The 24,322-nt window shown below is 29.7% G+C and carries 22 protein-coding genes; 11 read left to right on the forward strand and 11 right to left on the reverse strand.

Features of this window, described 5'->3' with window-relative positions; genetic code table 11:
* The first annotated feature begins 16 nt into the window (after positions 1 to 16).
* Positions 17 to 3,763, forward strand: coding sequence for a cobaltochelatase subunit CobN (cobN, locus tag AB0T67_RS02735; protein ID WP_369219045.1), 3,747 nt, complete (start codon positions 17 to 19; stop codon positions 3,761 to 3,763).
* Between the two features lie 202 nt (positions 3,764 to 3,965).
* Here the strand turns inward: cobN and sucD are convergent, their stop codons facing one another.
* The 7 genes from sucD to AB0T67_RS02770 form a co-directional block, all read right to left on the reverse strand.
* A complete protein-coding gene (gene sucD / locus AB0T67_RS02740; protein ID WP_271231910.1) occupies positions 3,966 to 4,853 on the reverse strand; it encodes a succinate--CoA ligase subunit alpha in 888 nt (295 codons plus the stop codon).
* 62 nt (positions 4,854 to 4,915) lie between these two features.
* The gene (gene lpxD, locus AB0T67_RS02745) at positions 4,916 to 5,842 is read right to left on the reverse strand and encodes a UDP-3-O-(3-hydroxymyristoyl)glucosamine N-acyltransferase (protein WP_369219046.1); all 927 of its coding nucleotides are present in this window, start codon (positions 5,840 to 5,842) and stop codon (positions 4,916 to 4,918) included.
* Positions 5,843 to 5,877: 35 nt separating this feature from the next.
* Positions 5,878 to 6,444, reverse strand: coding sequence for an elongation factor P (efp, locus tag AB0T67_RS02750; RefSeq protein ID WP_369219047.1), 567 nt, complete (start codon positions 6,442 to 6,444; stop codon positions 5,878 to 5,880).
* Positions 6,445 to 6,508: 64 nt separating this feature from the next.
* Positions 6,509 to 7,294 (reverse strand): acyl-ACP--UDP-N-acetylglucosamine O-acyltransferase, encoded by a 786-nt coding sequence (lpxA, locus tag AB0T67_RS02755; protein WP_271231907.1) that lies wholly within the window; start codon positions 7,292 to 7,294, stop codon positions 6,509 to 6,511.
* A gap of 3 nt (positions 7,295 to 7,297) precedes the next feature.
* Complete coding sequence (locus AB0T67_RS02760) at positions 7,298 to 8,689, reverse strand: bifunctional UDP-3-O-[3-hydroxymyristoyl] N-acetylglucosamine deacetylase/3-hydroxyacyl-ACP dehydratase (protein WP_369219048.1); 1,392 nt, start codon at positions 8,687 to 8,689, stop codon at positions 7,298 to 7,300.
* Entirely contained in the window at positions 8,682 to 9,722 is a 1,041-nt protein-coding gene (lpxD, locus tag AB0T67_RS02765) for a UDP-3-O-(3-hydroxymyristoyl)glucosamine N-acyltransferase (protein ID WP_271231906.1), read from the reverse strand. Before lpxD (AB0T67_RS02765) ends, AB0T67_RS02760 begins: the two co-directional genes overlap by 8 nt.
* Before the next feature lie 56 nt (positions 9,723 to 9,778).
* Positions 9,779 to 11,017, reverse strand: coding sequence for an HD domain-containing protein (locus tag AB0T67_RS02770; RefSeq protein WP_369219049.1), 1,239 nt, complete (start codon positions 11,015 to 11,017; stop codon positions 9,779 to 9,781).
* A 148-nt stretch (positions 11,018 to 11,165) separates the two neighbouring features.
* Between AB0T67_RS02770 and porX the strand changes: the two genes are divergently transcribed.
* The 4 genes from porX (at position 11,166) to AB0T67_RS02790 (ending at position 14,947) form a co-directional block, all read left to right on the forward strand.
* Positions 11,166 to 12,713, forward strand: coding sequence for a T9SS response regulator signal transducer PorX (gene porX, locus AB0T67_RS02775; protein ID WP_369219050.1), 1,548 nt, complete (start codon positions 11,166 to 11,168; stop codon positions 12,711 to 12,713).
* A 208-nt stretch (positions 12,714 to 12,921) separates the two neighbouring features.
* Positions 12,922 to 13,341, forward strand: coding sequence for a tRNA (adenosine(37)-N6)-threonylcarbamoyltransferase complex ATPase subunit type 1 TsaE (tsaE, locus tag AB0T67_RS02780; RefSeq protein WP_369219051.1), 420 nt, complete (start codon positions 12,922 to 12,924; stop codon positions 13,339 to 13,341).
* Complete coding sequence (locus AB0T67_RS02785) at positions 13,341 to 14,537, forward strand: alanine dehydrogenase (protein ID WP_369219052.1); 1,197 nt, start codon at positions 13,341 to 13,343, stop codon at positions 14,535 to 14,537. Before tsaE ends, AB0T67_RS02785 begins: the two co-directional genes overlap by 1 nt.
* A 38-nt stretch (positions 14,538 to 14,575) precedes the next feature.
* On the forward strand, positions 14,576 to 14,947 hold the full coding sequence (locus AB0T67_RS02790; RefSeq protein ID WP_369219053.1) for a DUF4258 domain-containing protein: 372 nt from the start codon (positions 14,576 to 14,578) through the stop codon (positions 14,945 to 14,947).
* A gap of 85 nt (positions 14,948 to 15,032) precedes the next feature.
* On the opposite strand, the gene AB0T67_RS02795 is transcribed toward AB0T67_RS02790, so the two are convergent.
* Positions 15,033 to 15,443, reverse strand: a complete 411-nt coding sequence (locus AB0T67_RS02795; protein WP_369219054.1) for a VOC family protein — start codon at positions 15,441 to 15,443, stop codon at positions 15,033 to 15,035.
* 12 nt (positions 15,444 to 15,455) lie between these two features.
* Positions 15,456 to 17,654, reverse strand: coding sequence for an ATP-dependent DNA helicase RecQ (locus AB0T67_RS02800; protein ID WP_271231900.1), 2,199 nt, complete (start codon positions 17,652 to 17,654; stop codon positions 15,456 to 15,458).
* 144 nt (positions 17,655 to 17,798) lie between these two features.
* Between AB0T67_RS02800 and AB0T67_RS02805 the strand changes: the two genes are divergently transcribed.
* The 4 genes from AB0T67_RS02805 (at position 17,799) to lptB (ending at position 20,715) form a co-directional block, all read left to right on the forward strand.
* Entirely contained in the window at positions 17,799 to 18,770 is a 972-nt protein-coding gene (locus AB0T67_RS02805; RefSeq protein ID WP_369219055.1) for a KpsF/GutQ family sugar-phosphate isomerase, read from the forward strand.
* Position 18,771: 1 nt separating this feature from the next.
* Complete coding sequence (tatC, locus tag AB0T67_RS02810) at positions 18,772 to 19,593, forward strand: twin-arginine translocase subunit TatC (RefSeq protein ID WP_369219056.1); 822 nt, start codon at positions 18,772 to 18,774, stop codon at positions 19,591 to 19,593.
* On the forward strand, positions 19,568 to 19,915 hold the full coding sequence (locus AB0T67_RS02815) for a carboxymuconolactone decarboxylase family protein (RefSeq protein WP_271231897.1): 348 nt from the start codon (positions 19,568 to 19,570) through the stop codon (positions 19,913 to 19,915). Before tatC ends, AB0T67_RS02815 begins: the two co-directional genes overlap by 26 nt.
* 65 nt (positions 19,916 to 19,980) lie before the next feature.
* Positions 19,981 to 20,715 carry an LPS export ABC transporter ATP-binding protein gene (gene lptB / locus AB0T67_RS02820; RefSeq protein ID WP_271231896.1) on the forward strand — a complete coding sequence of 245 codons (735 nt, stop codon included), beginning with the start codon at positions 19,981 to 19,983 and terminating at the stop codon, positions 20,713 to 20,715.
* A 72-nt stretch (positions 20,716 to 20,787) separates the two neighbouring features.
* Here lptB and AB0T67_RS02825 read toward each other — a convergent pair whose 3' ends face one another.
* Positions 20,788 to 21,528, reverse strand: a complete 741-nt coding sequence (locus AB0T67_RS02825) for a CDP-alcohol phosphatidyltransferase family protein (RefSeq protein WP_369219057.1) — start codon at positions 21,526 to 21,528, stop codon at positions 20,788 to 20,790.
* A gap of 110 nt (positions 21,529 to 21,638) precedes the next feature.
* Here AB0T67_RS02825 and AB0T67_RS02830 point away from each other — a divergent pair, with 110 nt between their 5' ends.
* Positions 21,639 to 22,622, forward strand: coding sequence for a YheT family hydrolase (locus AB0T67_RS02830; protein ID WP_369219058.1), 984 nt, complete (start codon positions 21,639 to 21,641; stop codon positions 22,620 to 22,622).
* Positions 22,623 to 22,705: 83 nt separating this feature from the next.
* Complete coding sequence (locus AB0T67_RS02835) at positions 22,706 to 23,890, forward strand: lipoprotein N-acyltransferase Lnb domain-containing protein (protein ID WP_369219059.1); 1,185 nt, start codon at positions 22,706 to 22,708, stop codon at positions 23,888 to 23,890.
* Here the strand turns inward: AB0T67_RS02835 and aroQ are convergent.
* Positions 23,867 to 24,283: a type II 3-dehydroquinate dehydratase gene (gene aroQ / locus AB0T67_RS02840; RefSeq protein ID WP_271231892.1), complete on the reverse strand. Its 417-nt coding sequence runs from the start codon at positions 24,281 to 24,283 to the stop codon at positions 23,867 to 23,869. The two genes, AB0T67_RS02835 and aroQ, sit on opposite strands and share 24 nt — an antisense overlap.
* Between the last annotated feature and the right edge of the window lie 39 nt (positions 24,284 to 24,322).

Genomic DNA, 24,322 nt, shown 5'->3' on the forward strand with positions numbered 1-24,322 from the left:
TAAAAAAACTAAAACTGTGCATTTAATTTCTACCATACCAGGAGGCTGGAATCCTAATGATGAAGGAGTCTTTTACATCGATCAATCTCCAGGAGATATTATTTTTTTATCTTCCGCAGATTCCGATTTATTTATGATGAATAATGCCTACAAATTAATACATAATTCTGTAGAAAAAACACCTTCTTTTAGGTTTGCCAATCTTAGTTATTTTAAGCAAGAATTAACAATTGACACCTATGTTGATGAAGTAATTTCAACTGCAAAAATTGTGGTACTTAAACTTTTAGGCGGAAAAGCATATTACAATTATTTATGTGAAGCTGTAACTGAATGTTGTGAAGAAAATAATATTCAGTTACTGTTTTTACCTGGTGATAACAAACCCGATTTAGAGTTGATGCAATCGTCAAATATTCCGTTAAAAGATGTGGATATTATTTGGAAATATATTCAATCTGGTGGTATTGAAAATTGTCAATCGGCATTGCAATTAATTAGCAATCGAATTACCGATACAAAAGTAATTCCGAATGCTATTAAAACGATTCCTGATTTATTTTTATATCATCCTAAAGAAGGAATTTACAATACGAAATTACCTAACACATCAAAAAAGCAAGCCGTCATTTTTGGTTATAGAAGTTATTATTTATCTAATAATTTAGCGCCTATTCATAGTATTATTGATGCCTTAGAATCTGAAGGTATTTCAGCTGTAACCTTAATGGCCGCGGGATATCGTGAGCAAGATATTCAACAACAAATTTTTGACTTATTAAAATTACATCACATAGAAAAACCTCAGATTATTATCAATACGACAGGGTTTAGTGTGCAAGGATTTCATGATACCACACAAAGTTTGTTTGATGTTTTTAACGTGCCTGTTATTCAGGCAATCATGGGAAGTTGTAATAAAGAAAGTTGGTTAGAAGGTGATTTTGGCTTACCTCCTACTGATATTGCCATGAATATAGCCCTACCTGAGGTGGATGGAAAAATTATATCAAAAGTTATTTCCTTTAAAGAATCCATAGAAAAAGATGTTTTAACAGATTCTGAAGTTGTTTCTTATGTTCCAAATATTGAAGGTTGCGAATTTGTTGCAAAAATGTCAAAAGCATGGATAAATCTTCAAAATAAAAATAATTCAGATAAAAAAATTGCCTTAGTTTTACCTAATTATCCGAATAAAAATAGTCGTTTAGCAAATGGTGTTGGTTTAGATACTCCACAAAGTACCTTGCAAATATTAGCTCATTTATCCGAAGAAAATTACAGCTTATCAGATGATTTTCCTACAACAACAAATGAACTTATAGACAAATTAACAAACGCTGTAACAAACGATTTAGAAACAATAAACAGCCTAAACGAACGAAAAACTATAAAATTAGATGCCACTATTTTTTATAAATACTATAATCAATTATCCGTAGAACTTCGTGAAAAAGTAGAAAAACAATGGGGGAATCCTGAAAAATCGCCCAATTATCAAAACGGTTATTTTTTAATTCCTGGGTTTATTTCTGATAATATATTTGTTAGTATTCAGCCAAGTAGAGGTTATAATTTAGATTTACAAGCCAGTTATCATTCTCCTGATTTACCGCCACCGCCTGCTTATTTGGCGTATTATATTTGGTTGCAACACAGCTTTAATGCTGATGCTTTAGTGCATATTGGTAAACATGGAAATTTAGAATGGCTTCCTGGTAAAAGTGTGGCTTTAAGTAAAGAAACTTGTTTTCCTGCTGCAATTTTAGGAGCAATTCCTCATTTTTATCCTTTTATTATTAATGATCCTGGCGAAGGAACTCAAGCCAAAAGAAGAAATCAAGCCATTATATTAGACCATTTAATTCCGCCAATGACACGGGCTGAAAATTATGGCGATTTACTAAAACTAGAACTTTTAATTGATGAATTTTATGAATCGGCTTTAGTAGATAGAAAACGTGCTTCGCTGATTAAAACTAAAATTGAAAACTTAGTAAATGAAACGCATCTTAAATCAGATTTAAATCAAGATGGAAAAGATATTGATGCTTTATTAGAAGTTATTGACGGTTATTTATGTGAATTAAAAGAATCTCAAATTAGAGGTGGTTTACATATTTTAGGAAAATTACCAAGACAAGAAAAATTAGTTGATTTAATTGTTGCCTTACATCGCTTGCCACAAGGAAATTTAAAAGGAATTACACAATGTTTATCCGAAGATTTACAACTTAATTTTAACCCTATAAATGTTGTTTATTCTGATATTTTTGACAAAGAAATTTTCGGGATTCATTGTCGAACTTTCGGGCAAGCTGTCGAATTATTAGAAAATAAAGCCAAAAATATCATCAATAATTTATTAAACAACAAAGAAATTGAAAATATTGGCGATTATACAAAACAAATAATAACCTATATAAAACAACATACATTACCTGTTTTACACAAAACAAGTAATGAAATTACACATTTAATAAAAGGCTTAAACGGACAATATATTCCTGCGGGAGGTTCTGGTGCGCCAACAAGAGGACGCATCGATATTTTACCTACGGGAAGAAATTTTTATTCTGTTGATGTGCGAACTGTTCCGTCTGAAACTGCGTATCAAATAGGGCAAAAAAGTGCGCAAAATATTATTGATCGCTATTTACAAGAAAATGGAGAATATCCTACTTCTATCGGTTTATCGGTTTGGGGAACTTCTACCATGCGAACTAGTGGCGATGATATTGCACAAGCTTTGGCATTAATTGGCGTAAAACCCGTTTGGCAAGGAAGTAATCGAAGAGTTAAAGATTTTAAAGTACTTTCTACTTTAGAATTAAAAAGACCTCGAGTTGATGTAATGTTACGTATTTCTGGTTTTTTCAGAGATGCTTTTCCTGATTTAATTTCGCTATTTAATTCGGCTATTGAAAAAGTAGCTTCTTTGGATGAAACTGCGGAACAAAATCCTATAAAAAAACGTTTTGATCAAGAAAAACAACAATGGAAACAAGAAGGTTTAGATGAAAAACAAGCCAATGAAAGAGCTTTATATCGAGTTTTTGGTTCGAAACCAGGAGCTTATGGAGCAGGTTTACAAGGTTTAATTGATGGAAAAAACTGGACTACTTCGGATGATTTAGCAAATGCTTATATTAATTGGAGTGGTTACGCATATCATGGGAAAAATAACAGCGGAAAATCGGCACATGAAACCTTTAAAAAACGATTAGCGAATATTGAAGTTGTCATGCAAAATCAAGATAATAGAGAACATGATATTTTAGATTCTGATGATTATTATCAGTTTCAAGGAGGAATGACGGCTGCCGTAAATACCATAAAAGGAGTACAACCTGAAACTTATTTTGGTGATCATTCTCGCCCTGATAATCCGAAGGTAAAATCTTTAAAAGAAGAATTATTAAAAATTTTTCGCTCTCGAGTTGTCAACCCAAAATGGATGCAAGGTATGCAAGAACATGGCTATAAAGGTGCTTTTGAAATGGCTGCTACCATGGATTATTTATTTGCTTATGATGCTACAACTAATTTAATTGAAGATTTTATGTATCAGCAGATTACAGAAAAATATTTATTTGATGATGATAATAAAGCTTTTATTGAAGAGCATAATCCTTGGGCTTTAAAAGATATGTCAGAACGTATGTTAGAGGCAATTCAAAGAGGTTTATGGGAGAATCCATCCGAAGAAACCATAGAAGAATTAAAAGATATTTATAAAAAATCAGATGCTATAACGGAGTAAATTATTTTTAAAAATAGTAGAAAACAAGAATCCGTCAACCTAAATTTAGTTCAGGTTCGTATTCTGATTTGCCGCAGTTCTCCTATTGATGCGATGCTGAAATAAATTCAGCATGACGGTAGTGTAGTAAACAAAAAAAACCGTTGAATTTAAAATTCAACGGTTTTTTTATATGTAATAATGTTATACTTAGTTTAAAAAACTATGCTAAAACGTTTTTTAATACTTTCGCTACCATTTCTCCAATTTTAGCTGGAGAATCAACAACGTGTACACCATTTTCAGCTAAAATTTTCATTTTTGCTTGAGCTGTATCATCATCACCTCCAACAATTGCACCTGCATGTCCCATTGTTCTACCAGCTGGTGCAGTTTGACCTGCGATAAAACCAATAACTGGTTTACGGTTACCATCTGCTTTAATCCAACGAGCAGCTTCAGCTTCTAAGTTACCACCGATTTCACCAATCATAACGATTGCTTCTGTTTCATCATCGTTCATTAATAACTCAACAGCTTCTTTTGTTGTAGTTCCAATAATTGGATCTCCACCAATACCGATTGCAGTAGTTATACCATATCCTTGTTTTACAACCTGATCAGCAGCTTCATAAGTTAAAGTACCTGACTTAGAAACGATTCCAATTTTTCCTTTTTTGAAGATAAAACCTGGCATAATACCAACTTTAGCCTCATCTGGAGTAATTACTCCTGGACAGTTAGGACCTACTAAAGTACATCCTTCTAATTGATCGATATAAGACTTTACTTTTACCATATCAGCTGTAGGAATTCCTTCAGTAATACAAATGATTACTTTAATTCCTGCTTCAGCAGATTCCATAATAGCATCAGCAGCAAATGCTGGTGGTACAAAAATAATAGAAGTATCTGCTCCTACTTTTTGTACAGCTTCGTCAACTGTATTAAAAACTGGTTTACCTATGTGCTCTTGTCCTCCTTTACCTGGTGTTACACCTCCTACGACGTTTGTTCCGTAATCGATCATTTGACCAGCGTGAAAAGTACCTTCACTTCCTGTAAAACCTTGAACTATAATTTTTGAATCTTTATTTACTAAAACACTCATTGGTATATTTTTATTTATTAAGCTTTACAAAAATAGTTTTTTGTAATTGATTTGTGAAACTTTTATTTCTTTTTTTGTTCTTTTAAAAAGCGTTTTATTTCTGCTAATTCTTTTAGCTTACTTCTCGATTCTGAAACAGGTGTTCCAAAATACGATTTACCGCCTTCTACTGATTTCGTAACACCTGTTTGACCAAGTATTACAGCACCTTTACCTATTGTAATTCCGCTGTTTGTACCTACTTGCCCCCAAATAGTTACCTCATCTTCAATAATAACACAACCTGCAATACCTGTTTGAGATGCGATTAAACATTTTTTACCAATAACGGTATCATGTCCAACATGTACTTGATTGTCTATTTTTGTTCCTGCTCCAATAGTCGTATTTCCAGTAACACCTTTGTCTATGGTACAAGAAGCTCCTAAATCGACATTATCTTCTAAAACAACTTTTCCTCCTGATAATAACTTATCAAAGCCTTCAACTCTATTTTTATAATAAAAAGCATCAGCTCCTAAAACAGTATTTGCATGAATTGTAACATTATTACCAATTATAGTATTACTATAAATAGTAACATTAGGATGAATCAAGCAATTTTTACCGATAAGAACATCATCACCAATAAAAACATTTGGTTGAATAACAGTTCCTTCTCCTATAATAGCACTTTCAGAAATACTTTCTTTAGATGCTATAAATGGATTAAAATGTTTAGTAATTTTATTAAAATCTCTAAACGGATCATCAGAAATCAATAATGTTTTTCCTTCAGGACAATCAACTTTTTTATTGATTAAAACTGTTGTTGCCTTCGAATTTAATGCTTTATCATAATATTTAGGATGGTCAACAAAAACAATATCTCCATCTTCGACTACATGAATTTCATTAATTCCTTTTACAGGAAAATTTTCATCACCAACAAATTCTACCTCTAATAAGGTAGCTATTTGTACTAAGGTTTGTGTATTTTTAAATTTCATTATAAAAAGAAATTCCCGCCGAAGCGGGAATATATTTATTCTTTAACACGTTCTTGATATGTTCCTTTAGTTGTTTCTACCTTAATTTTATCACCTTCGTTGATAAATAATGGCACATTTACAATTGCTCCAGATTCAACCGTAGCTGGTTTTGTAGCATTTGTAGCGGTATTACCTTTGATACCTGGTTCAGTATGTGTAACTTCTAAAATTACACTTGCTGGCATATCTACAGATAAAGGCATATCATCTTCAGAATTGATAATGATTGTAACTACCTCTCCTTCCTTCATTAATTCAGGTGCATCTAAAGCACTTTTTTCTAAAGTAATTTGAGAATAATCTTCTTGATTCATAAAATGAAAAGTTTCTCCTTCTTTATATAGGTATTGAAACTTATGAGTTTCTACTCTAACATCGTCAATTTTTCTTCCTGAAGGAAAAGTATTATCAACTACTTTACCATTAGTTACACTTTTTAATTTTGTTCTTACAAATGCTGGTCCTTTTCCTGGTTTTACATGTAAAAATTCAACAACTTTATATATATCGTTGTTATATTTCATGCATAATCCATTTTTAATATCTGATGTAGTTGCCATTTATTTAAATTTAATTTTTAATACTTTTTATAACTTAATATAAACAGTTTAAAATAGTTATTTATTAATTTGATTTAAAATATCCTTTCATAATTCCTCTATTAGAGTTTTTTATGAACTGAATAATTTCATCTCGTTCTGATGTTGCTTCCATTTCGGCTTCAATAATATCTATTGCTTGAGTATTATTATAGTTTTGTTGGAATAAAATTCTAAATATATCTTGAATTTCTCTTATTTTATCAATAGTATATCCTCTTCTTCGTAAACCTACAGAGTTTATACCTACATATGATAAAGGTTCACGTGCTGCTTTTACATAAGGAGGCACATCTTTACGAACTAAAGAACCACCTGTTACAAATGCATGATTACCTACTGATACAAATTGATGTACAGCAACCATACCTGCTAATACAACATTATCACCCACAGTAACATGCCCTGCTAAAGTAGTATTATTAGAAAAAATACAGTTTTTTCCAACTAAACAGTCATGAGCAACATGACAGTATGCCATTATTAAACAATTGTCTCCAATAACAGTTTTCATTCTATCAGAAGTACCTCTGTTTATGGTAACACATTCTCTTATGGTAACATTATCTCCAATAACAACAGTTGTTTCTTCATCGTTAAATTTTAAATCTTGAGGAATTGCTGAAATTACTGAACCTGGAAAAATTCTACAATTTTTACCTATACGTGCACCTTCCATAATAGTAACATTAGAACCTATCCAAGTTCCTGAACCAATTTCTACATTTGAATGTATAGTTGTAAATGGTTCTATTACTACATTTCTAGCAATTTTTGCTTGCGGATGTACGTATGCTAGTGGTTGATTCATATTTTACTGTTTTTTGGCTATTTGAGCCATTAATTCGGCCTCTACAACCACTTTGTTATTTGCATATCCAAAAGCTTTCATATGACAAATACCTCTTCTGATAGGAGTTATTAATTCACATTTAAAAGTTAAAGTATCTCCTGGAAGCACTTTTTGTTTAAATTTAACATTATCCATTTTCATGAAATAAGTTAAATAATTTTCAGGATCTGGTACGGTGTTTAATACTAAAACACCACCACATTGTGCCATTGCTTCTACTTGTAAAACTCCTGGCATTACGGGTGCTCCTGGAAAATGACCTGTAAAAAAAGGTTCATTCATTGTAACATTTTTCATACCTACAACATGCGTATCCGATAGCTCTAAAATACGATCTATCAATAAAAATGGTGGTCTATGAGGTAAGATGTCCATTATTTGATGAATATCCATTAATGGCTTCTTATTCAAGTCATACTGAGGAACATAATTACGCTTCTCTAACTTTATCATTTTTGCTAATTTCTTAGCAAAAGCTGTATTAATTGAATGCCCTGGTTTATTAGCTATAATTTTACCTCTTATACGAGTACCAACTAATGCTAAATCACCAATTACATCTAATAATTTATGACGAGCAGCTTCATTAGCCCAATGTAATTCTAGATTATCTAAAATCCCATTAGATTGTATTTTTATATCAGTTTTATTAAAAGCTTTCTTTAATTTTTCCGTAGTACTTTCTGATAATTCTTTATCAACATATACAATAGCATTATTTAAATCTCCACCTTTAATTAAATCGTTATCTAATAACATTTCAATTTCATGTAAGAAACTAAAAGTTCTTGCTTCCGAAATTTCTTCTTTAAAATCAGAAATGGTATTTAAAGTAGCATTTTGAGTACCTAGAACTTGAGTACCAAAATCTACCATGGTAGTTATTTGATATTCATCAGAAGGCATTAAAATAATTTCACTACCTGTCTCTTCATCTTTATATGATATAATTTCTTTTACCACATACTCATCAATGTCAGCGTCTTGCTCTACGATTCCAGCTTCTTCTAATGCTTTGATAAAAAACTTTGAAGAACCATCCATAATAGGAGGCTCAGAAGCATTTATTTCAATTATTAAATTATCAATATCTAGACCAACAGCTGCCGCTAAAACGTGCTCTGATGTTTGAATTTGTACACCTTTATGCTCAAAGTTTGTACCTCTTTGCGTATTAGTTACATATTCTGCTTTAGCCTGAATTGTTGGCGCTCCTTCTAAGTCAACTCTTGTAAAAGCAAACCCATGATTTGCAGGAGCTGGTTTAAATACCATTGTTACGTCATTACCTGTATGTAATCCTACACCAGTTAATGTAATTTCATTCTGTATTGTTCTTTGTTGCTTACTCATTTTTTATTTTTTGAGCATTTAACTCTTTTTCTATTTTATCTATTTTAGATGCTAACTTTGGTAAATTCTTAAAGTAAACGTACGATTTACTATAATCAGAATATCCAAAAGCTGGCGCTCCTTGTACAATATCTTTATCTTTTAAACTCTTACCAATACCAGATTTTGCTTGTATTCTTACATTATTACCAATAGTAATATGTCCCACAATACCAACCTGACCACCAATCATACAGTTTTTACCGATTTTTGCAGAACCTGCAATACCTGTTTGAGAAGCAATTACGGTATTTTCACCGATTTCTACATTATGAGCAACTTGAATTTGGTTATCTAACTTTACTCCTTTTCTAATAATTGTTGCCCCTAAAGTCGCTCTATCAATAGTTGAATTAGCACCGATATCTACATTATCTTCTATAATAACATTTCCAATTTGAGGTATCGTTTTGTAATCCCCATCTTCTGTTGGTGCAAATCCAAAACCATCTGAACCAATAACACAACCTGAATGAATTTTACAATTCATTCCTATCTCAGTTTCTGAATAAATTTTAACACCTGCAAAAATAGTTGTATTATCGCCTATTTTCGTATTATCACCTATGTATGAGTTTGGATAAATTTTCACATTTTTACCCAACACAACATTCTCTCCAATATACGCGAAAGCACCAATATACTCTTTTTCTCCTATAGAAGCAGATTCAGCAATAAAGTGTGGATTTTCACGTCCTTGTTTATTATTTTTAACTTCGTTGTAAAATTCTAATAATTTAGAAAAAGCACCATAGGCATCTGCAACTTTAATTAAAGTTGTTTCCGTTTCTTTTTCTAATTGAAAAGTAGTATTCACAATAGCTACAGAAGCTGCTGTTGAATATATATAATTATTATATTTCGGATTAGATAAAAAAGTTAATGACCCTTTTGTTCCTTCTTCTATTTTAGATAATTTAGAAACCTCAACGTCGGGATTACCAACAATTTCTCCTTCTAAAATTTCTGCTATTTGTTTTGCTGTAAATTTCATTGCTTGCAAAAGTAATTATTTTTGTTTAATTACATCTTATCAGACCTGTTTAACAATTAAACTAATTGTGTTTTTTTAGGATAACATAAGTAATATTTAATGACAGGCTTTGTTAAAGCTCTTAAATTTAATTGATCTGACGCCTTAGCGATGTCTTTTAATTTTCCTTTTTTGGTGTAAATTTTAATCGGTTCATTAGTGTTATATGCCTGATGTTTAATTTTATTTGATAAAACGAAATAACTTAAATCAGCAGTTTTTATGATGCTATTTTCTGTAACTTTTTTATAAATTTTATTAATATAAGTTTCTTCAAAAGGTTCGTTCTGAATTTCAATTTTAAATAAATTTCGATGAATAATCATTTTTGCTAAAGATGAAAGCACAAAATCTTCATGATGTACCCATTCTTTTATTGCCGACATCACATCATAATCATCTAATTCAGCAAATATTTTTAAAGTCGTATCTGTAAAATTATCTTCAGAAATAGGATTATATAAAAAATATTTTAATGCTTTTCCTGCTGGCAATTCAACACCTTTTGTTACTAGTTCTTTTGCTCTTTTTAAAACATTTACTAAAGTATTTTCGGCAACCAAACCCGTTTTATGTAAATATACTTGCCAATACATTAAACGACGAGCAATAATAAATTGTTCAACAGAATAAATTCCTTTTTCTTCGATTACTAATTGATCTTTAACAACATTCATCATCGCTATTAAACGATCCGAAGAAATATTTCCTTCAGTAACTCCTGTATAAAAACTATCTCTTTTCAAGTAATCTAAACGATCAATATCTAATTGACTTGATATTAATTGATATAAAAATTTTCGATGATATTTTCCTTCAAATATTTCAATAGCTAAACTTAATTGACCATTAAACTCTTTATTTAAAGCATGCATAAATTTCAATGAAATTTCCTCATGAGAAACACCACTTACAATACTATGTTCTAAAGCATGTGAAAAAGCACCATGACCAATATCATGTAATAAAATAGCTACATATAAGGCATTTGCTTCTTCATCTGAAATATCAATATCCTTATTTCTTAATACTTGTACCGCTTTTTGCATTAAATGCATACAGCCAATTGCATGATGAAAACGAGTATGATTTGCTCCAGGATATACCATATTAGATAATCCCATTTGAGTAACTCGTCGTAATCTTTGAAAATAAGGATGCTCAATTATATCAAATATTAAAGAATTTGGAATGGTTATAAATCCGTAAATAGGATCGTTTATAATCTTTAATTTATTTGTTTTTCTATTTTTCAAAATCTATAAATAGTTCAATTTCTAACAAAATAATCATTATTTATCAACAAAACCAAATAAACAAAGGCTTTATTAACTTATTTTTAGCTATTATAAATACAACAAATGCGTTTTTAAACGTTATTTTTAAAGTAAAATATAAAATTATATGAAAAACATAGAGATACTTTGGGTAGATGATGAAATCGATTTATTAAAACCGCATATTTTATTTTTAGAAAAAAAAAATTACTCGGTAACTAAGTCGACAAATGGTGCAGATGCTATTGATTTAGTAGAAGAACACAATTTTGATATTGTTTTTTTAGATGAAAATATGCCTGGAATAACAGGATTAGAAACCTTAGCTTTAATCAAACAAAAAGATGCAAATCTTCCTGTGGTTATGATTACCAAAAGCGAAGAAGAATATATTATGGAAGAAGCAATTGGATCTAAAATTGCCGATTATTTAATAAAACCTGTAAATCCGAATCAAATATTGTTAAGTTTAAAGAAGAACTTAGATCATTCTCGATTAATTTCAGAAAAAACAACCTCTAGTTATCAACAAGAATTTAGAAAAATTTCTATGGATTTAGCCATGGTAAATTCGCATGAAGAATGGGTTAATTTATATAAAAAATTAGTTCATTGGGAATTAGAGTTAGAAAATATTAATGACACAGGAATGTTAGAAATATTAGAATCTCAAAAATCAGAAGCAAATTCGCATTTTTTTAAATTTATCAAAAAAAAATATCAGGATTGGCTTACTTCTTATGATAAGCCTACTTTTTCTCATACTTTATTTAAAGATTTTGTAGTTCCTGAACTTTCAAAAGATAAAGGCGTATTACTTGTTGTTTTAGATAACCTTAGATATGACCAGTATCGAGTTTTAGAACCTTTTATTAATAATTATTATAAAAAAGAAGAAGAACATTCTTATTATAGTATTTTACCTACAGCTACGCAATATGCACGAAATGCCATTTTCTCAGGATTAATGCCCTTAGAAATGGAAAAAAAGTATCCTAACTTATGGAAAAATGATACTGATGAAGGTGGTAAAAATTTATACGAACCTGATTTTTTAGATGCTCAAATAAAAAGATTAAACTTAAATATTAAACACGAGTATTATAAAATTATATCGCTTAAAAGCGGAAAAGAATTAGCAGATAATTATAACGGTACAAAAGAAAACGATTTAACAGTTGTTGTTTATAATTTTGTAGATATGTTATCGCATGCTAAAACAGAAATGGAAGTTATAAAAGAACTTGCTGGTGATGATAAAGCATACAGATCGTTAACAGTTAGTTGGTTTAAAAATTCTCCTTTATATGAAATTATTCAGAAAGCGCAAAAATTAGGACAAAAACTAATTATTACCACCGATCATGGAACGATTAATTCTAAAAATCCTACGAAAGTTGTTGGTGATAAAAACATTAGTTCTAACTTACGCTATAAAACAGGTAAAAGTTTAAGCTACGAGAAAAAAGATGTGTTTGCAGTTGAAAATCCTAAAGATATTTTCTTACCTAGTGTAGCCATAAATAGCCCGTTTATTTTTGCAAAAGAAGATTTATTTTTTGCTTATCCTAATAATTATAATCATTTTGTTAAATATTTTAGAAATACGTATCAACATGGTGGAATATCTTTAGAAGAAGTAATTATTCCCTGTGCAATTTACAGTCCTAAATAATTTATTTAAATCGATTTTATTTTGATAAAAAAATTACAGAAATTTAGTACAAATGCCTAGCCCCGATTGAAGCAATTGTTTGAGCTCTTTTTTGTTTTTTTCAAACAAAAAAAGCGAGTGCGGAAAGCGGGAAATTGCTTCAAATTATTTTTCTACAAATTTTAAAACTTAATAACAATACTATTTAACAGTTTTTTATTTTTGCAAAATGAACAAAAATTATTCTTTAAACGAATTGCCTCAAATAGCAGAAGAAATTATAAAAAACGCACCTCATAAAGTGTTACTTTTTAATGGTGAAATGGGCGTTGGTAAAACTACTTTAATAAAAGAAATCTGTAAAAAATTAGGTATTGAAGACGTTGCACACTCTCCTACTTTTTCGTTAGTAAACGAATATCAGACAAAAAACAATGATATTGTGTATCATTTTGATTTCTACCGAATCGAAGATGAAGAAGAAGCATACGATATGGGAATTGAAGAGTATCTTTATAGTAATAATTGGTGCTTAATTGAATGGTCAGAAAATGTTAAAAATTTATTACCTTTAGATGCTGTTGCTATAAACATCATTCTATTAGAAAATGGTCAACGTAATATTCAATTAAAAACTAATAAATTATAATGAGTAATATCTCCCCCTTCACCAAAGAACAGTTAATGCCACAACCTGAAATGCTTGAAATAAAAAGGCAAAAAGGGGAATTATTTATCGGTTTACCTAAAGAAACTCATTTTGAAGAAAAACGAATTAGTTTATCTCCCGATGCTGTTTCTGCTTTAGTAGCTCATGGTCATCGGGTTGTTGTTGAAACAGGTGCAGGAGAAGGTGCTAATTATAGTGATAGTGAATATTCTGAAGCAGGTGCAAAAATAGCATACAATATTAAAGAAGCTTTTGCTTGTACTATTGTGTTAAAAGTAGCACCGCCATCTTTAGATGAAATTAACATGTTAAATCAGCAAGCAATTTTAATATCAGCATTACAACTGAAAACACGCGATAAAAAATATTTTAAAGCCTTAGCTAAAAAAAGAATTACCGCAGTTGCTTTTGATTATATAGAAGATGAACACGGTATTTTTCCTATTGTAAAATCGTTAAGTGAAATTGCAGGAATTGCTTCAATACATATTGCCTCTGAATTAATGACTACGTCAAATGGTGGTAATGGACTTTTATTTGGTAATATTAGCGGCGTGCCTCCTACCGATGTTGTTATTTTAGGCGCAGGTAGCGTTGGAGAGTTTGCTGCTAGAGCAGCAATCGGATTAGGTGCCCGTGTTAAAGTATTTGATAATTCAATTACAAAGCTAAGAAAACTACAACATAGTGTACAATCACCTATTTATACCTCTACTATTCAACCCAAAACATTACTCAAAGCATTAATGAGATGTGATGTTGTTATTAGTGGACTTAGAGGGAAAGATCGTTCTCCTGTAATAGTTACAGAACAAATGATAGAGCAAATGAAAGATGGTGCTGTTATTGTTGATGTTAGTATTGACCGTGGTGGATGTTTTGAAACTTCAAAAATTACAACACACAGCAAACCTACTTTTACACAACATGGTGTTATTCATTACTGTGTACCAAATATTCCATCAAGATATGCTCGTACTGCTTCAGTTTCAATTAGTAATATTTTTACTCCTTATTTATTAAATATTGCTGAAGAAGGCGGATTTGAAAATGCTGCTCGTTTTGATAAAAGTTTACGAAATGGTATGTATTTATATCATGGAATTTTAACAAACAGAACGGTAGCTGATTGGTTTGACATACCTTATAGAGATATTAATTTATTAATTTTATAAGCTGATTTTACGTACTTTTGCTATCACAAAAATTTACTATGCAATTATTAAAACGTTTTGGATATTACGCAATAGGATTAGGTTTCGGTTCTTTAGTCGTATTTTTTATTTGGAAAGGTAAAGATGTTTCTTTTGATTATGGAATGGATGCTCGTACCTTAAAAACAATTAGAGTTAGAGAACGCTTATTTTCAAAAAATGCACAACAAGTTTTAGAAAACACTAAAATTGACAGCGCTACAATTGCGACTATTTTAAAAAATGGCGATGTTGATTTTGGAAAAAGTAAAGCGCGTTTAAAACCTTGCCCTGAATATTTTATTAGCGGTAAAGACAGTTTAAAGAATATTGACTTACATGTTACCAGATGTAAATCTACAACTACTATTGATAAAATTATAATAAACTAGTTTTTTATAAAGATATTTTACAAATAAAAAGAACGCAAGATTTAAATCTTGCGTTCTTTTTATTTGTAATAATAAATCAATATTTTTATTCTTCTAAAGATAACATCCATCGAATACTAAATTGATCTTGTAGTACTCCTGACTTACCTCCCCAAAAAGATTCTTCTAAAGGTTTTATTATCTCTCCACCTTCAGATAATCCATTAAAAATAGTTACCACCTCATCTTCATCTTCAAAATTTAAACTAATTGCAAAATTAGTACCTGCATTAAAACTTTCTGTAGTACTAAAAAAATCAGATGCTTGAATTGCCATATCACCAATTTCTAAAGTAGAATGCATTGTTAAATCTGATATTTCTTTAGGGAAATTTTTAGACTCAGGAGCTTCATTAAACTGTATTAGCATTGTAATATCTCCTCCTAAAATATCCGCATAAAAGCTCATTGCTTCTTTACAATTTCCGTTAAAATATAAGTAACTATTTGTTTTCATATGATTTCTTTTTTAATTTGCTATTTCACTCGTAAATTTGATACGCATTAATCGCAATTCATCTTCATCATAATCACCATCAAATTCATCTAAAGCTTCTTGAATTTTATCTGATTCAGATTCCATAAAATAATCATGTATTTCTTCTTGTTGATCTTCATCTAACAAATCTTCAACAGCATAATCAATATTTAATTTTGTCCCCGAAAAAACAATCGCCTCCATTTCTTTAATCAGCTCGTTCATTGCCAAACCTTTCGATTTTGAAATATCTTCTAAAGGTAATTTTCTATCAGTATTTTGAATGATAAATAATTTTAATCCTGAATTTACACCAGTACTTTTAACGATTAAATCGTCAGGACGCATAATTTTATTCTCTTCAACATAGCTTGTTATAATCTTAACAAAATCTTTACCAAATTTTCTAGATTTACCTTCTCCTACACCATGAACTTTAGATAACTCTTCTAAATTCATTGGATATTTCAATGCCATATCTTCTAATGAAGGATCTTGAAAGACTGCATAAGGAGGTACGCCTAAACGCTTTCCTACACTTTTACGTAAATCTTTTAGCATTTTAACCAATTTAACATCTACTGCACCTGCTACTGGACTTGTTGTTGAAATTATTATTCCAGCATCATCTGTTGCATATACATGATTTTCTGTCATCATAAATGATGTCGGATTTTCTAGAAACTGCTTTCCTTTTTCTGTTAATTTTAAAACACCATATTGTTCAATTTCTTTTTTGATAAGATCGACAACCAGTATTTGACGAATTAACGCCATCCAATAATGATTTATTTTATCTTTTCCTATCCCGAAAAAAGGTTGTGTTGTTGTTTTATGAGATTTTAATAATGCATTTTCTGCACCAATAATAGTATTAACAATCTCTTTAGGCTTATACATTTCGTTGGTATCTCTAATAACCGACAATAATATTTTCACCTGTTCTTGAGCTTCATTTTTCTTTTTAGGATTTTTCATGTTGTCATCCAACTCAGCTCCTTCACCATTTATAGCGTCAAATTCTTCTCCAAAATAATGAAGAATATATTTACGTCTATTCATTGATGTTTCTGCATAACCTACTACTTCTTGTAAAAGTGCATGTCCTACTTCCTGTTCTGCAACAGGTTTATTAGCCATGAACTTTTCAAGTTTTTCGATATCTTTATATGAGTAAAAAGTTAAACAATAACCTTCTCCTCCATCACGACCAGCTCTACCAGTTTCTTGATAATAACTTTCTAAACTTTTAGGAATATCATGATGAATTACATAACGAACATCTGGTTTATCGATTCCCATACCAAAAGCAATTGTTGCAACAATAACATCACAATCTTCCATCAAAAACATATCTTGATGTTTTGCTCGTTTTTTAGCATCTAACCCTGCATGATACGGAAGTGCATTAATACCATTTACTTGTAAAACTTGAGCAATTTCTTCTACTTTTTTGCGACTCAAACAGTATATAATACCTGTTTTTCCCATTCGTTGTTTTATAAAACGAATGATATCTTTTTCTATATCTTTTGTTTTAGGGCATACTTCATAAAACAAGTTAGGTCTATTAAATGATGCTTTAAAAACATTAGCATCACTCATTCCTAAAGTTTTCAGAATATCTTCCTGTACTTTTTCTGTTGCTGTTGCTGTTAAACCAATAATAGGTACATTATCAATTTGTTTAATAATGTTACGTAAATTTCTGTACTCAGGTCTAAAATCATGTCCCCACTCAGAAATACAATGCGCTTCATCAATAGCCACAAAAGAAATATTTTGTCCTCTTAAAAACTCGGCATATTCTTCTTTTACTAATGATTCAGGAGCTACATATAATAACTTAGTAATTCCTGCTTCAATATCTGATTTTACTTGAGCAATTTCAGCTTTATTTAAAGAAGAATTTAATACATGTGCAATACCATGTTGCTCAGAAATACCTCTAATAGCATCTACTTGATTTTTCATCAAAGCTATTAATGGCGATACAACAATAGCTGTACCTTCTTTCATTAATGCAGGTAACTGATAACAAAGAGATTTACCTCCACCAGTTGGCATTATTACAAATGTATTTTCGTTGTTTAAAATACTTTTTACAACGACCTCTTGTAAACCTTTAAATTGGTTAAAACCAAATATTTTCTTTAATGATCCGTATAACTCCGTCTCCTCTATATTCATCTTCTAATATCAAAAAATTAAAAACATAAACCAATTTACAAAAAAAAATTATACAAACTATTGTAAATTTTATTTTTATTAAAAAGTTTTCTTCTTAAATATCCCTATTTTTACATTTTAAAAATTACTTAAAACTTTTTTAACTTGAAAGACGCAAATGCAATTCTCTCAACAGCAAAAGAAACCATACTTTTAGAAAGTAATGCTATTGCTAATTTAGCAAAATTATTAGATAGTTCGTTTGTTGATGCCGTAAATTTTATATTCAATTCAAAAGGTCGTGTTATTGTTACCGGAATAGGTAAAAGTGCTAACATTGCCAATAAAATGGTTGCTACCTTTAATTCTACTGGTACTCCTGCTGCTTTTATGCATGCTGCTGACGCAATTCATGGCGATTTAGGTAGTGTACAAAAAGATGATGTTGTTATCTGCTTATCAAAAAGTGGAAATACTCCTGAAATTAAAGTTTTAGTTCCTTTAATAAAAAACGCAACTAATAAAATTATTGCAATTACAGGAAATCCTGAATCTTTTTTAGCAACAAATGCTGATTTTTCACTAAATTCTTATGTTGAAAAAGAAGCCTGCCCTAATAATTTAGCACCAACAACAAGTACCACTGCTCAATTAGTTTTAGGCGATGCCTTAGCTGTTTGTTTATTAAAATTACGTGGTTTTACAAGTAGCGATTTTGCAAAATATCATCCAGGTGGGGCTTTAGGAAAACGTTTATATTTACGTGTTTCTGATTTAATAAAAAATAATCAGTTACCTAAAGTAACAAACACTGATACAGTAGCAAATGTAATTGTTGAAATTTCAGAAAAAAGACTCGGTGTAACAGCTGTTATTGAAGAAGATAATAAAATATCAGGAATTATTACTGATGGTGATATCCGTAGAATGCTTAGTAAAACAACTAAAATTGATGTACTAACAGCCAACGATATTATGAGTAAAAACCCTAAAACAATAAATGTAAATGCTATGGCTGTTGAAGCTTTAGAAGCTCTAGAAAACAATAGTATTACACAAATTTTAGTAACAGATGATAATAACGACTATGTTGGTGTTGTTCATTTACACGATTTAATTAAAGAAGGTATATTTTAAGATGGAAGTAAAAGAAATGTCTTTTTTAGACCATCTTGAAGAGTTAAGATGGCATTTGGTTCGAAGTTTTTCAGCAATTTTTATTGTTGGAATTATTATTTTTGCAAATGTTAATTTTGTATTTGATGAAATTTTATTAGCGCATTTAAAGCCTGATTTTGCAACCTATCAATTTTTCTGTAAAGTATTTACTTCAATAGGAATTGATAGTAGTTTTTGTAATGTTACCCTAGAACAAACATTACAAGCATTAGATCCTACTCAACAATTAATGACGAGTATTTGGTCTTCTTTAATTTTGGGGTTTCTAGTTTCTTTTCCTTATATATTATGGGAAATTTGGCGTTTTGTAGCTCCTGGATTACATAGTTCTGAAAGAAAAAAATCAAGAGGATTTATTTTTATAGCTTCTTTATTATTCTTTTTAGGAATACTTTTTAGTTATTATGTTATTTTACCAATGTCTGTTTATTTCTTTTATAATTATGAAATTTCTGACTCAATTCAAAATAATTTTAAACTAGAGGCGTATATCGGATTAATTACAAACACATTACTAGGTGTTGCGCTACTTTTTGAATTACCTATTATTATATTTTTCCTAACCAAAATAGGATTAATTACACCTCAATTTTTACGAAAATATCGTAAACACGCACTAGTAGTTGTTTTGGTTTTATCAGCAATTATAACACCTCCAGACATTGCTAGTCAAATAATAGTTTCAGTACCGATTATGATGCTTTATGAAGTAAGTATCTATGTATCGCAATTTATATTAAAAAAACAACAAAAGAATGTCTCAAAAAGTCCAAGAGTTTAACGACTACCGAGCTAAAATGAATGATAAAATTTTAGCGGGCGATAATAAAATAATAAAACGAATTTTTAATTTAGATACCAACGCTTTTAAAGAAGGTCATTTACCTGAAAAAACAAAAGAATTATTAGGTTTAGTAGCTTCTGCTGTTTTACGTTGCGATGATTGTATCGCTTATCATTTAGAAACAGCGCATAAAAATGGCGTAACCAAAGAAGAAATGATGGAAACAATGGGTATCGCTACTTTAGTTGGTGGGACTATATTAATTCCACATTTGCGTCGTGCTGTTGAGTTTTGGGATGAATTAGAAGAAAATAATTAATAGATAATCTTATAAATTCATAGTTTTAATAGACTATAATATTAAAAAGAAGTAACTAAGTATCAATGAAATTAAGAGCAGATAATATACAAAAACTTTACGGTAGCAGGAAAGTTGTAAAAGGAATTTCGTTAGAAGTAGAACAAGGAGAAATCATTGGATTACTAGGACCTAACGGGGCAGGAAAAACAACCTCTTTTTATATGATTGTTGGTATGGTAAAACCAAATTTTGGTAGTATTTTTTTAGATGATGAAGAAATAACCAAAGATGCCATGTATAAACGTGCTCAAAAAGGAATTGGATATTTAGCACAGGAAGCTTCTATTTTTAGAAAATTATCTGTTGAAGATAATATTATGTCAGTTTTAGAATTTACTAACAGATCGAAATCTGAAAGAAAAAAACGTTTAGAAGAATTAATTGATGAATTTAGTTTAGATCATGTTCGTAAAAATCGTGGTGATTTACTTTCAGGAGGTGAACGTCGAAGAACAGAAATAGCGCGTTGCCTTGCCTCTGACCCTAAATTTATTTTACTAGATGAACCTTTTGCAGGTGTAGACCCTATTGCCGTAGAAGATATTCAAGGAATTGTTGCTAAACTAAAAGATAAAAATATTGGTATTTTAATTACCGATCATGATGTTCAAGCAACACTTGCAATTACTGATAGAACTTACCTAATGTATAACGGAGGGATTTTAAAAGAAGGAACTCCTGAAGAATTAGCCGATGATGAAACCGTACGTAGAGTTTATTTAGGAAAAGATTTTATACTACAAAAAAAGAAATTTTAAAAAAAAATTAAATATCAGAACACAAAAAAGGAGCTAAAAAGCTCCTTTTTCTTGTTTTAAAACAATATTATTTTACGCTTTCTTCAAATTATTAACTATTGAAAAAACAACATATATCAATATTATTAAAGGAATTGCTACAAATTTTAATACAATTAATAACAAAACAGAAAGTAATAAGAAAATATATTTTAAAGCATTTTCTTTAAATCCGAAGCTTTTAAATTTTAAAGCAAACAACGGAATTTCTGCATTCATTAAAAAAGTTAAAACTGCAGTAATAGCGAATAAAAAGTATTGATTCATAATTAAGTCAATAAAAAATTGTTGTTTTCCAAACTCTGCGATTAAAGGCAAAGAAATCACAAATAAAGCCATTGCAGGTGTTGGAAGCCCAATAAATGAATCGGATTGTCGAGTATCAATATTAAAATTAGCTAACCTGTAACAAGCTCCTAAAGTTAATAATAAACCAATATACGGAAAACTACTTCCTGTTGCTCCGTAAGTATCAATACCAAAATAACCAGCAGCATCAACATCTAAAGCATTTACTAAAAGTTGTAACATTACCATACCTGGCACTACTCCACTAGTTACCATATCAGCCAAACTATCTAATTGTTTTCCTAATTCTCCTTGAACACCTAACATTCTGGCTACAAATCCATCAAAAAAATCAAAAATAATTCCTAAAACAACTAAAACAGCTACTCCAACAAAATCACCTTTAATTGCAAAAATGGTCGCTATTGTACCACATAATAAATTCCCTAAAGTTAATAAATTTGGGATATGTCTTTTTATATTCATTATCTATATTTTTGTAGCGAAAATAATAAATCATTATATCAATTTAACATTTTACTTATATTTTACTGGTTTTTTATCATATTTGCCGACTATTACTATAAACCCAAAACATGCCGATTCTTACTTCAGATTTCAATCCTACACTTCCTTTTAAAAGTGCACATTTTAATACAATGTATCGCCCTTTATTTATGAAAGATACTATTAAATATGAACGTAAAAGAATTACAACTTGGGATGCTGATTTTATCGATTTAGATTTTTCAAAAACAAAAAATAGCACTAAAACATTAGTACTTTTAATTCATGGTTTAGAAGGAAGTTCACAATCTAATTATATGATTACAAGTGCAAACAGCTTAAATAATGGGAATTATGACACGGTTTGCATGAATTTAAGAAGTTGTAGCGGTGAAGATAATTTACTTTTAGAAACCTATCATAGCGGAAAAACAGATGACGTTCATTTTATAGTCGAACATCTTGCAGATAACTATAATTATGAAAATATTATAATTGTTGGTTTTAGCTTAGGAGGAAATTTAACGCTAAAATATTTGGGCGAATATGAAAATATTTCATCAAAAATAAAAGGCGCAATTGCTGTTTCTGTACCTATTGATTTAACCAGTTCGCAAACTGAATTAGCTAAATTAAAAAACAAAGTATATTTAAATGATTTTTTACGAACGCTAAAAATAAAAATTTTAGCAAAATCGGCTAAGTTTCCTGATTTCAAATTAGATAAAGAATTATTACTAAAAGCAACTAAATTTCCGCATTTAGAAGCACAATATACAGTTCCTATATTTAATTTTGAAAGTCCTAAAGATTATTGGATAAAAGCAAGTTCAAAACCTTATATCAAAAACATTAAAACCCCTACATTACTTATAAACTCACTTGATGATTCTTTTTTATCCGAAGAATGTTTTCCTTATGAAGAAGCCGAAAATATGAATAACTTTTATTTACTAACGCCAAAATATGGCGGACATGTTGGCTTTATAACATCATTCAATATTATTGAAAATAGATGGCTTGAAAAAAGTATTATCAGTTTTATTGAAGATAAAATAATTATTAAACATTAAAATAATACGTTGTAAAAAATACACTTATTTTAATCTTAATTAAGATATTTGTATTGTAAAATCACACTTTTCAGAATTCAATTATGATAAAAAAAATCACTACTATTTTCTTGTTTTTATGTTGTTTAAATACACTTTTATCACAAGTAAACAATACATTAAAATTATCTGATTATTCTAAAATAAGTATCATTACTTCTGGTCCTGGAGAGGCTTTATATGAAAAATTCGGACATACAGCAATTCGCATAAAAGACCCTGTTTTACAATTAGATTTAATTTATAATTACGGAATTTTCGATTTTAGTGGACCTAGTTTTTATACTGATTTCACTAAAGGATACATGAAATATAAATTAGCAAAATATCCATTTTATTTATCATTAAAAAGTGCTCAGCAAGATGAACGCTGGGTAAAAGAACAAATTTTAAACCTAACAGAAACTCAAAAAAACACCTTTTTCAATATTTTAGAAATAAACTCAGCACCCGAAAATGCTAGTTATTTATACGACCCATATTTTGATAATTGTGCTACCAAACCTCGTGATATTATCAAAAAAGTTTTAGGTGAAAAATTAATTTTTAAAGATGATTTTGTAACTAAAAACACCTCTTTACGTCAATTAATGAATAAAGAAATTCATCAAAACACTTGGGGAAGTTTAGGAATTAATATCGCTTTAGGAAGTCGATTAGATAAAATTGCAACAGCAAGCGAATATTTATATTTACCTGATTATATTTTTGAAGCTTTAAATTATTCTAAAATTTTTAAAGATGGAAAAGAAGATAATCTAATATCAAAAACCAACATTTTATTAGATTTTGAAGAAAAAGAGTCGAAAAAAGATCCTATTAGCCCTTTTTCTGTAATATTAACAATTTCTTTATTTGGTTTATTTATCACTTATAAAGATTACAAAAACTCTAAAAGAAGCAAATGGTTAGACTTTGTGTTATTTTTTACATCAGGAATAACAGGCGTTTTAATTGTCTATTTATGGTTTTTCACAAATCATTCAACAGCACCAAATAACTTTAACTTTTTATGGGCATTTGCTCCTAATTTAATTGTTTCTTTCTTTTTGACACAAAAAAAATCACCAAAATGGGTTTCAAAATATATGATACTTTTACTAGCCTTTTTAGTGATATTATCTATTATTTGGATAACAAAAACGCAATTACTTTCAATTACGTTAATTCCTTTGTTGATTTTATTTGCAGTAAGATATTGGTTTTTACAAAAAACTTTGAATCGCTAAATTATAACTTTTCAAACCAAAACCAGAAATTACACCTTTTGCATTGGCCGCAAGGTAACTTTTATGACGAAACGCTTCACGAGCATGTACATTTGAAATATGAACCTCAACAACAGGCGTTTCTATTCCTTTTACAGCATCGGCAATAGCAACAGATGTATGTGTGTAAGCGGCAGCATTTAACACAACACCATCATATTCAAAACCTATTTCGTGTAATTTATTAATTATTTCACCTTCAATATTTGATTGAAAATAACTTAATTCAATTGTTTTATAGGTTTCTTTTAATTCGTTAAAAAAATCTTCAAAAGAATTTGAACCGTAAATTTCTGGCTCACGTTTTCCTAATAAATTTAAGTTTGGTCCGTTTATTATTATAACTTTTTTCATCTCGTATATTTATACCGTAAAAATACTACTTTAACTTTT

The organism is Tenacibaculum salmonis (assembly GCF_041053065.1).
In the GTDB taxonomy this organism is placed as follows: Bacteria; Bacteroidota; Bacteroidia; order Flavobacteriales; family Flavobacteriaceae; genus Polaribacter; species Polaribacter pacificus_A.

Bases quoted from the DNA above. Each gene is read 5' to 3' on its own strand.
- efp (WP_369219047.1), bottom strand. From the start codon at position 6,444: ATGGCAACTACATCAGATATTAAAAATGGATTATGCATGAAATATAAC.
- AB0T67_RS02815 (WP_271231897.1), top strand. From the start codon at position 19,568: ATGTCTCAAAAAGTCCAAGAGTTTAACGACTACCGAGCTAAAATGAAT.
- AB0T67_RS02785 (WP_369219052.1), top strand. From the start codon at position 13,341: ATGAGTAATATCTCCCCCTTCACCAAAGAACAGTTAATGCCACAACCT.
- aroQ (WP_271231892.1), bottom strand. From the start codon at position 24,283: ATGAAAAAAGTTATAATAATAAACGGACCAAACTTAAATTTATTAGGA.
- tatC (WP_369219056.1), top strand. From the start codon at position 18,772: ATGGAAGTAAAAGAAATGTCTTTTTTAGACCATCTTGAAGAGTTAAGA.
- tsaE (WP_369219051.1), top strand. From the start codon at position 12,922: ATGAACAAAAATTATTCTTTAAACGAATTGCCTCAAATAGCAGAAGAA.
- lpxD (WP_369219046.1), bottom strand. From the start codon at position 5,842: ATGAAATTTAAAAATACACAAACCTTAGTACAAATAGCTACCTTATTA.
- AB0T67_RS02790 (WP_369219053.1), top strand. From the start codon at position 14,576: ATGCAATTATTAAAACGTTTTGGATATTACGCAATAGGATTAGGTTTC.
- AB0T67_RS02800 (WP_271231900.1), bottom strand. From the start codon at position 17,654: ATGAATATAGAGGAGACGGAGTTATACGGATCATTAAAGAAAATATTT.
- porX (WP_369219050.1), top strand. From the start codon at position 11,166: ATGAAAAACATAGAGATACTTTGGGTAGATGATGAAATCGATTTATTA.
- lpxA (WP_271231907.1), bottom strand. From the start codon at position 7,294: ATGAATCAACCACTAGCATACGTACATCCGCAAGCAAAAATTGCTAGA.
- lpxD (WP_271231906.1), bottom strand. From the start codon at position 9,722: ATGAAATTTACAGCAAAACAAATAGCAGAAATTTTAGAAGGAGAAATT.
- AB0T67_RS02830 (WP_369219058.1), top strand. From the start codon at position 21,639: ATGCCGATTCTTACTTCAGATTTCAATCCTACACTTCCTTTTAAAAGT.
- AB0T67_RS02795 (WP_369219054.1), bottom strand. From the start codon at position 15,443: ATGAAAACAAATAGTTACTTATATTTTAACGGAAATTGTAAAGAAGCA.
- AB0T67_RS02825 (WP_369219057.1), bottom strand. From the start codon at position 21,528: ATGAATATAAAAAGACATATCCCAAATTTATTAACTTTAGGGAATTTA.
- AB0T67_RS02760 (WP_369219048.1), bottom strand. From the start codon at position 8,689: ATGAGTAAGCAACAAAGAACAATACAGAATGAAATTACATTAACTGGT.
- lptB (WP_271231896.1), top strand. From the start codon at position 19,981: ATGAAATTAAGAGCAGATAATATACAAAAACTTTACGGTAGCAGGAAA.
- sucD (WP_271231910.1), bottom strand. From the start codon at position 4,853: ATGAGTGTTTTAGTAAATAAAGATTCAAAAATTATAGTTCAAGGTTTT.
- AB0T67_RS02835 (WP_369219059.1), top strand. From the start codon at position 22,706: ATGATAAAAAAAATCACTACTATTTTCTTGTTTTTATGTTGTTTAAAT.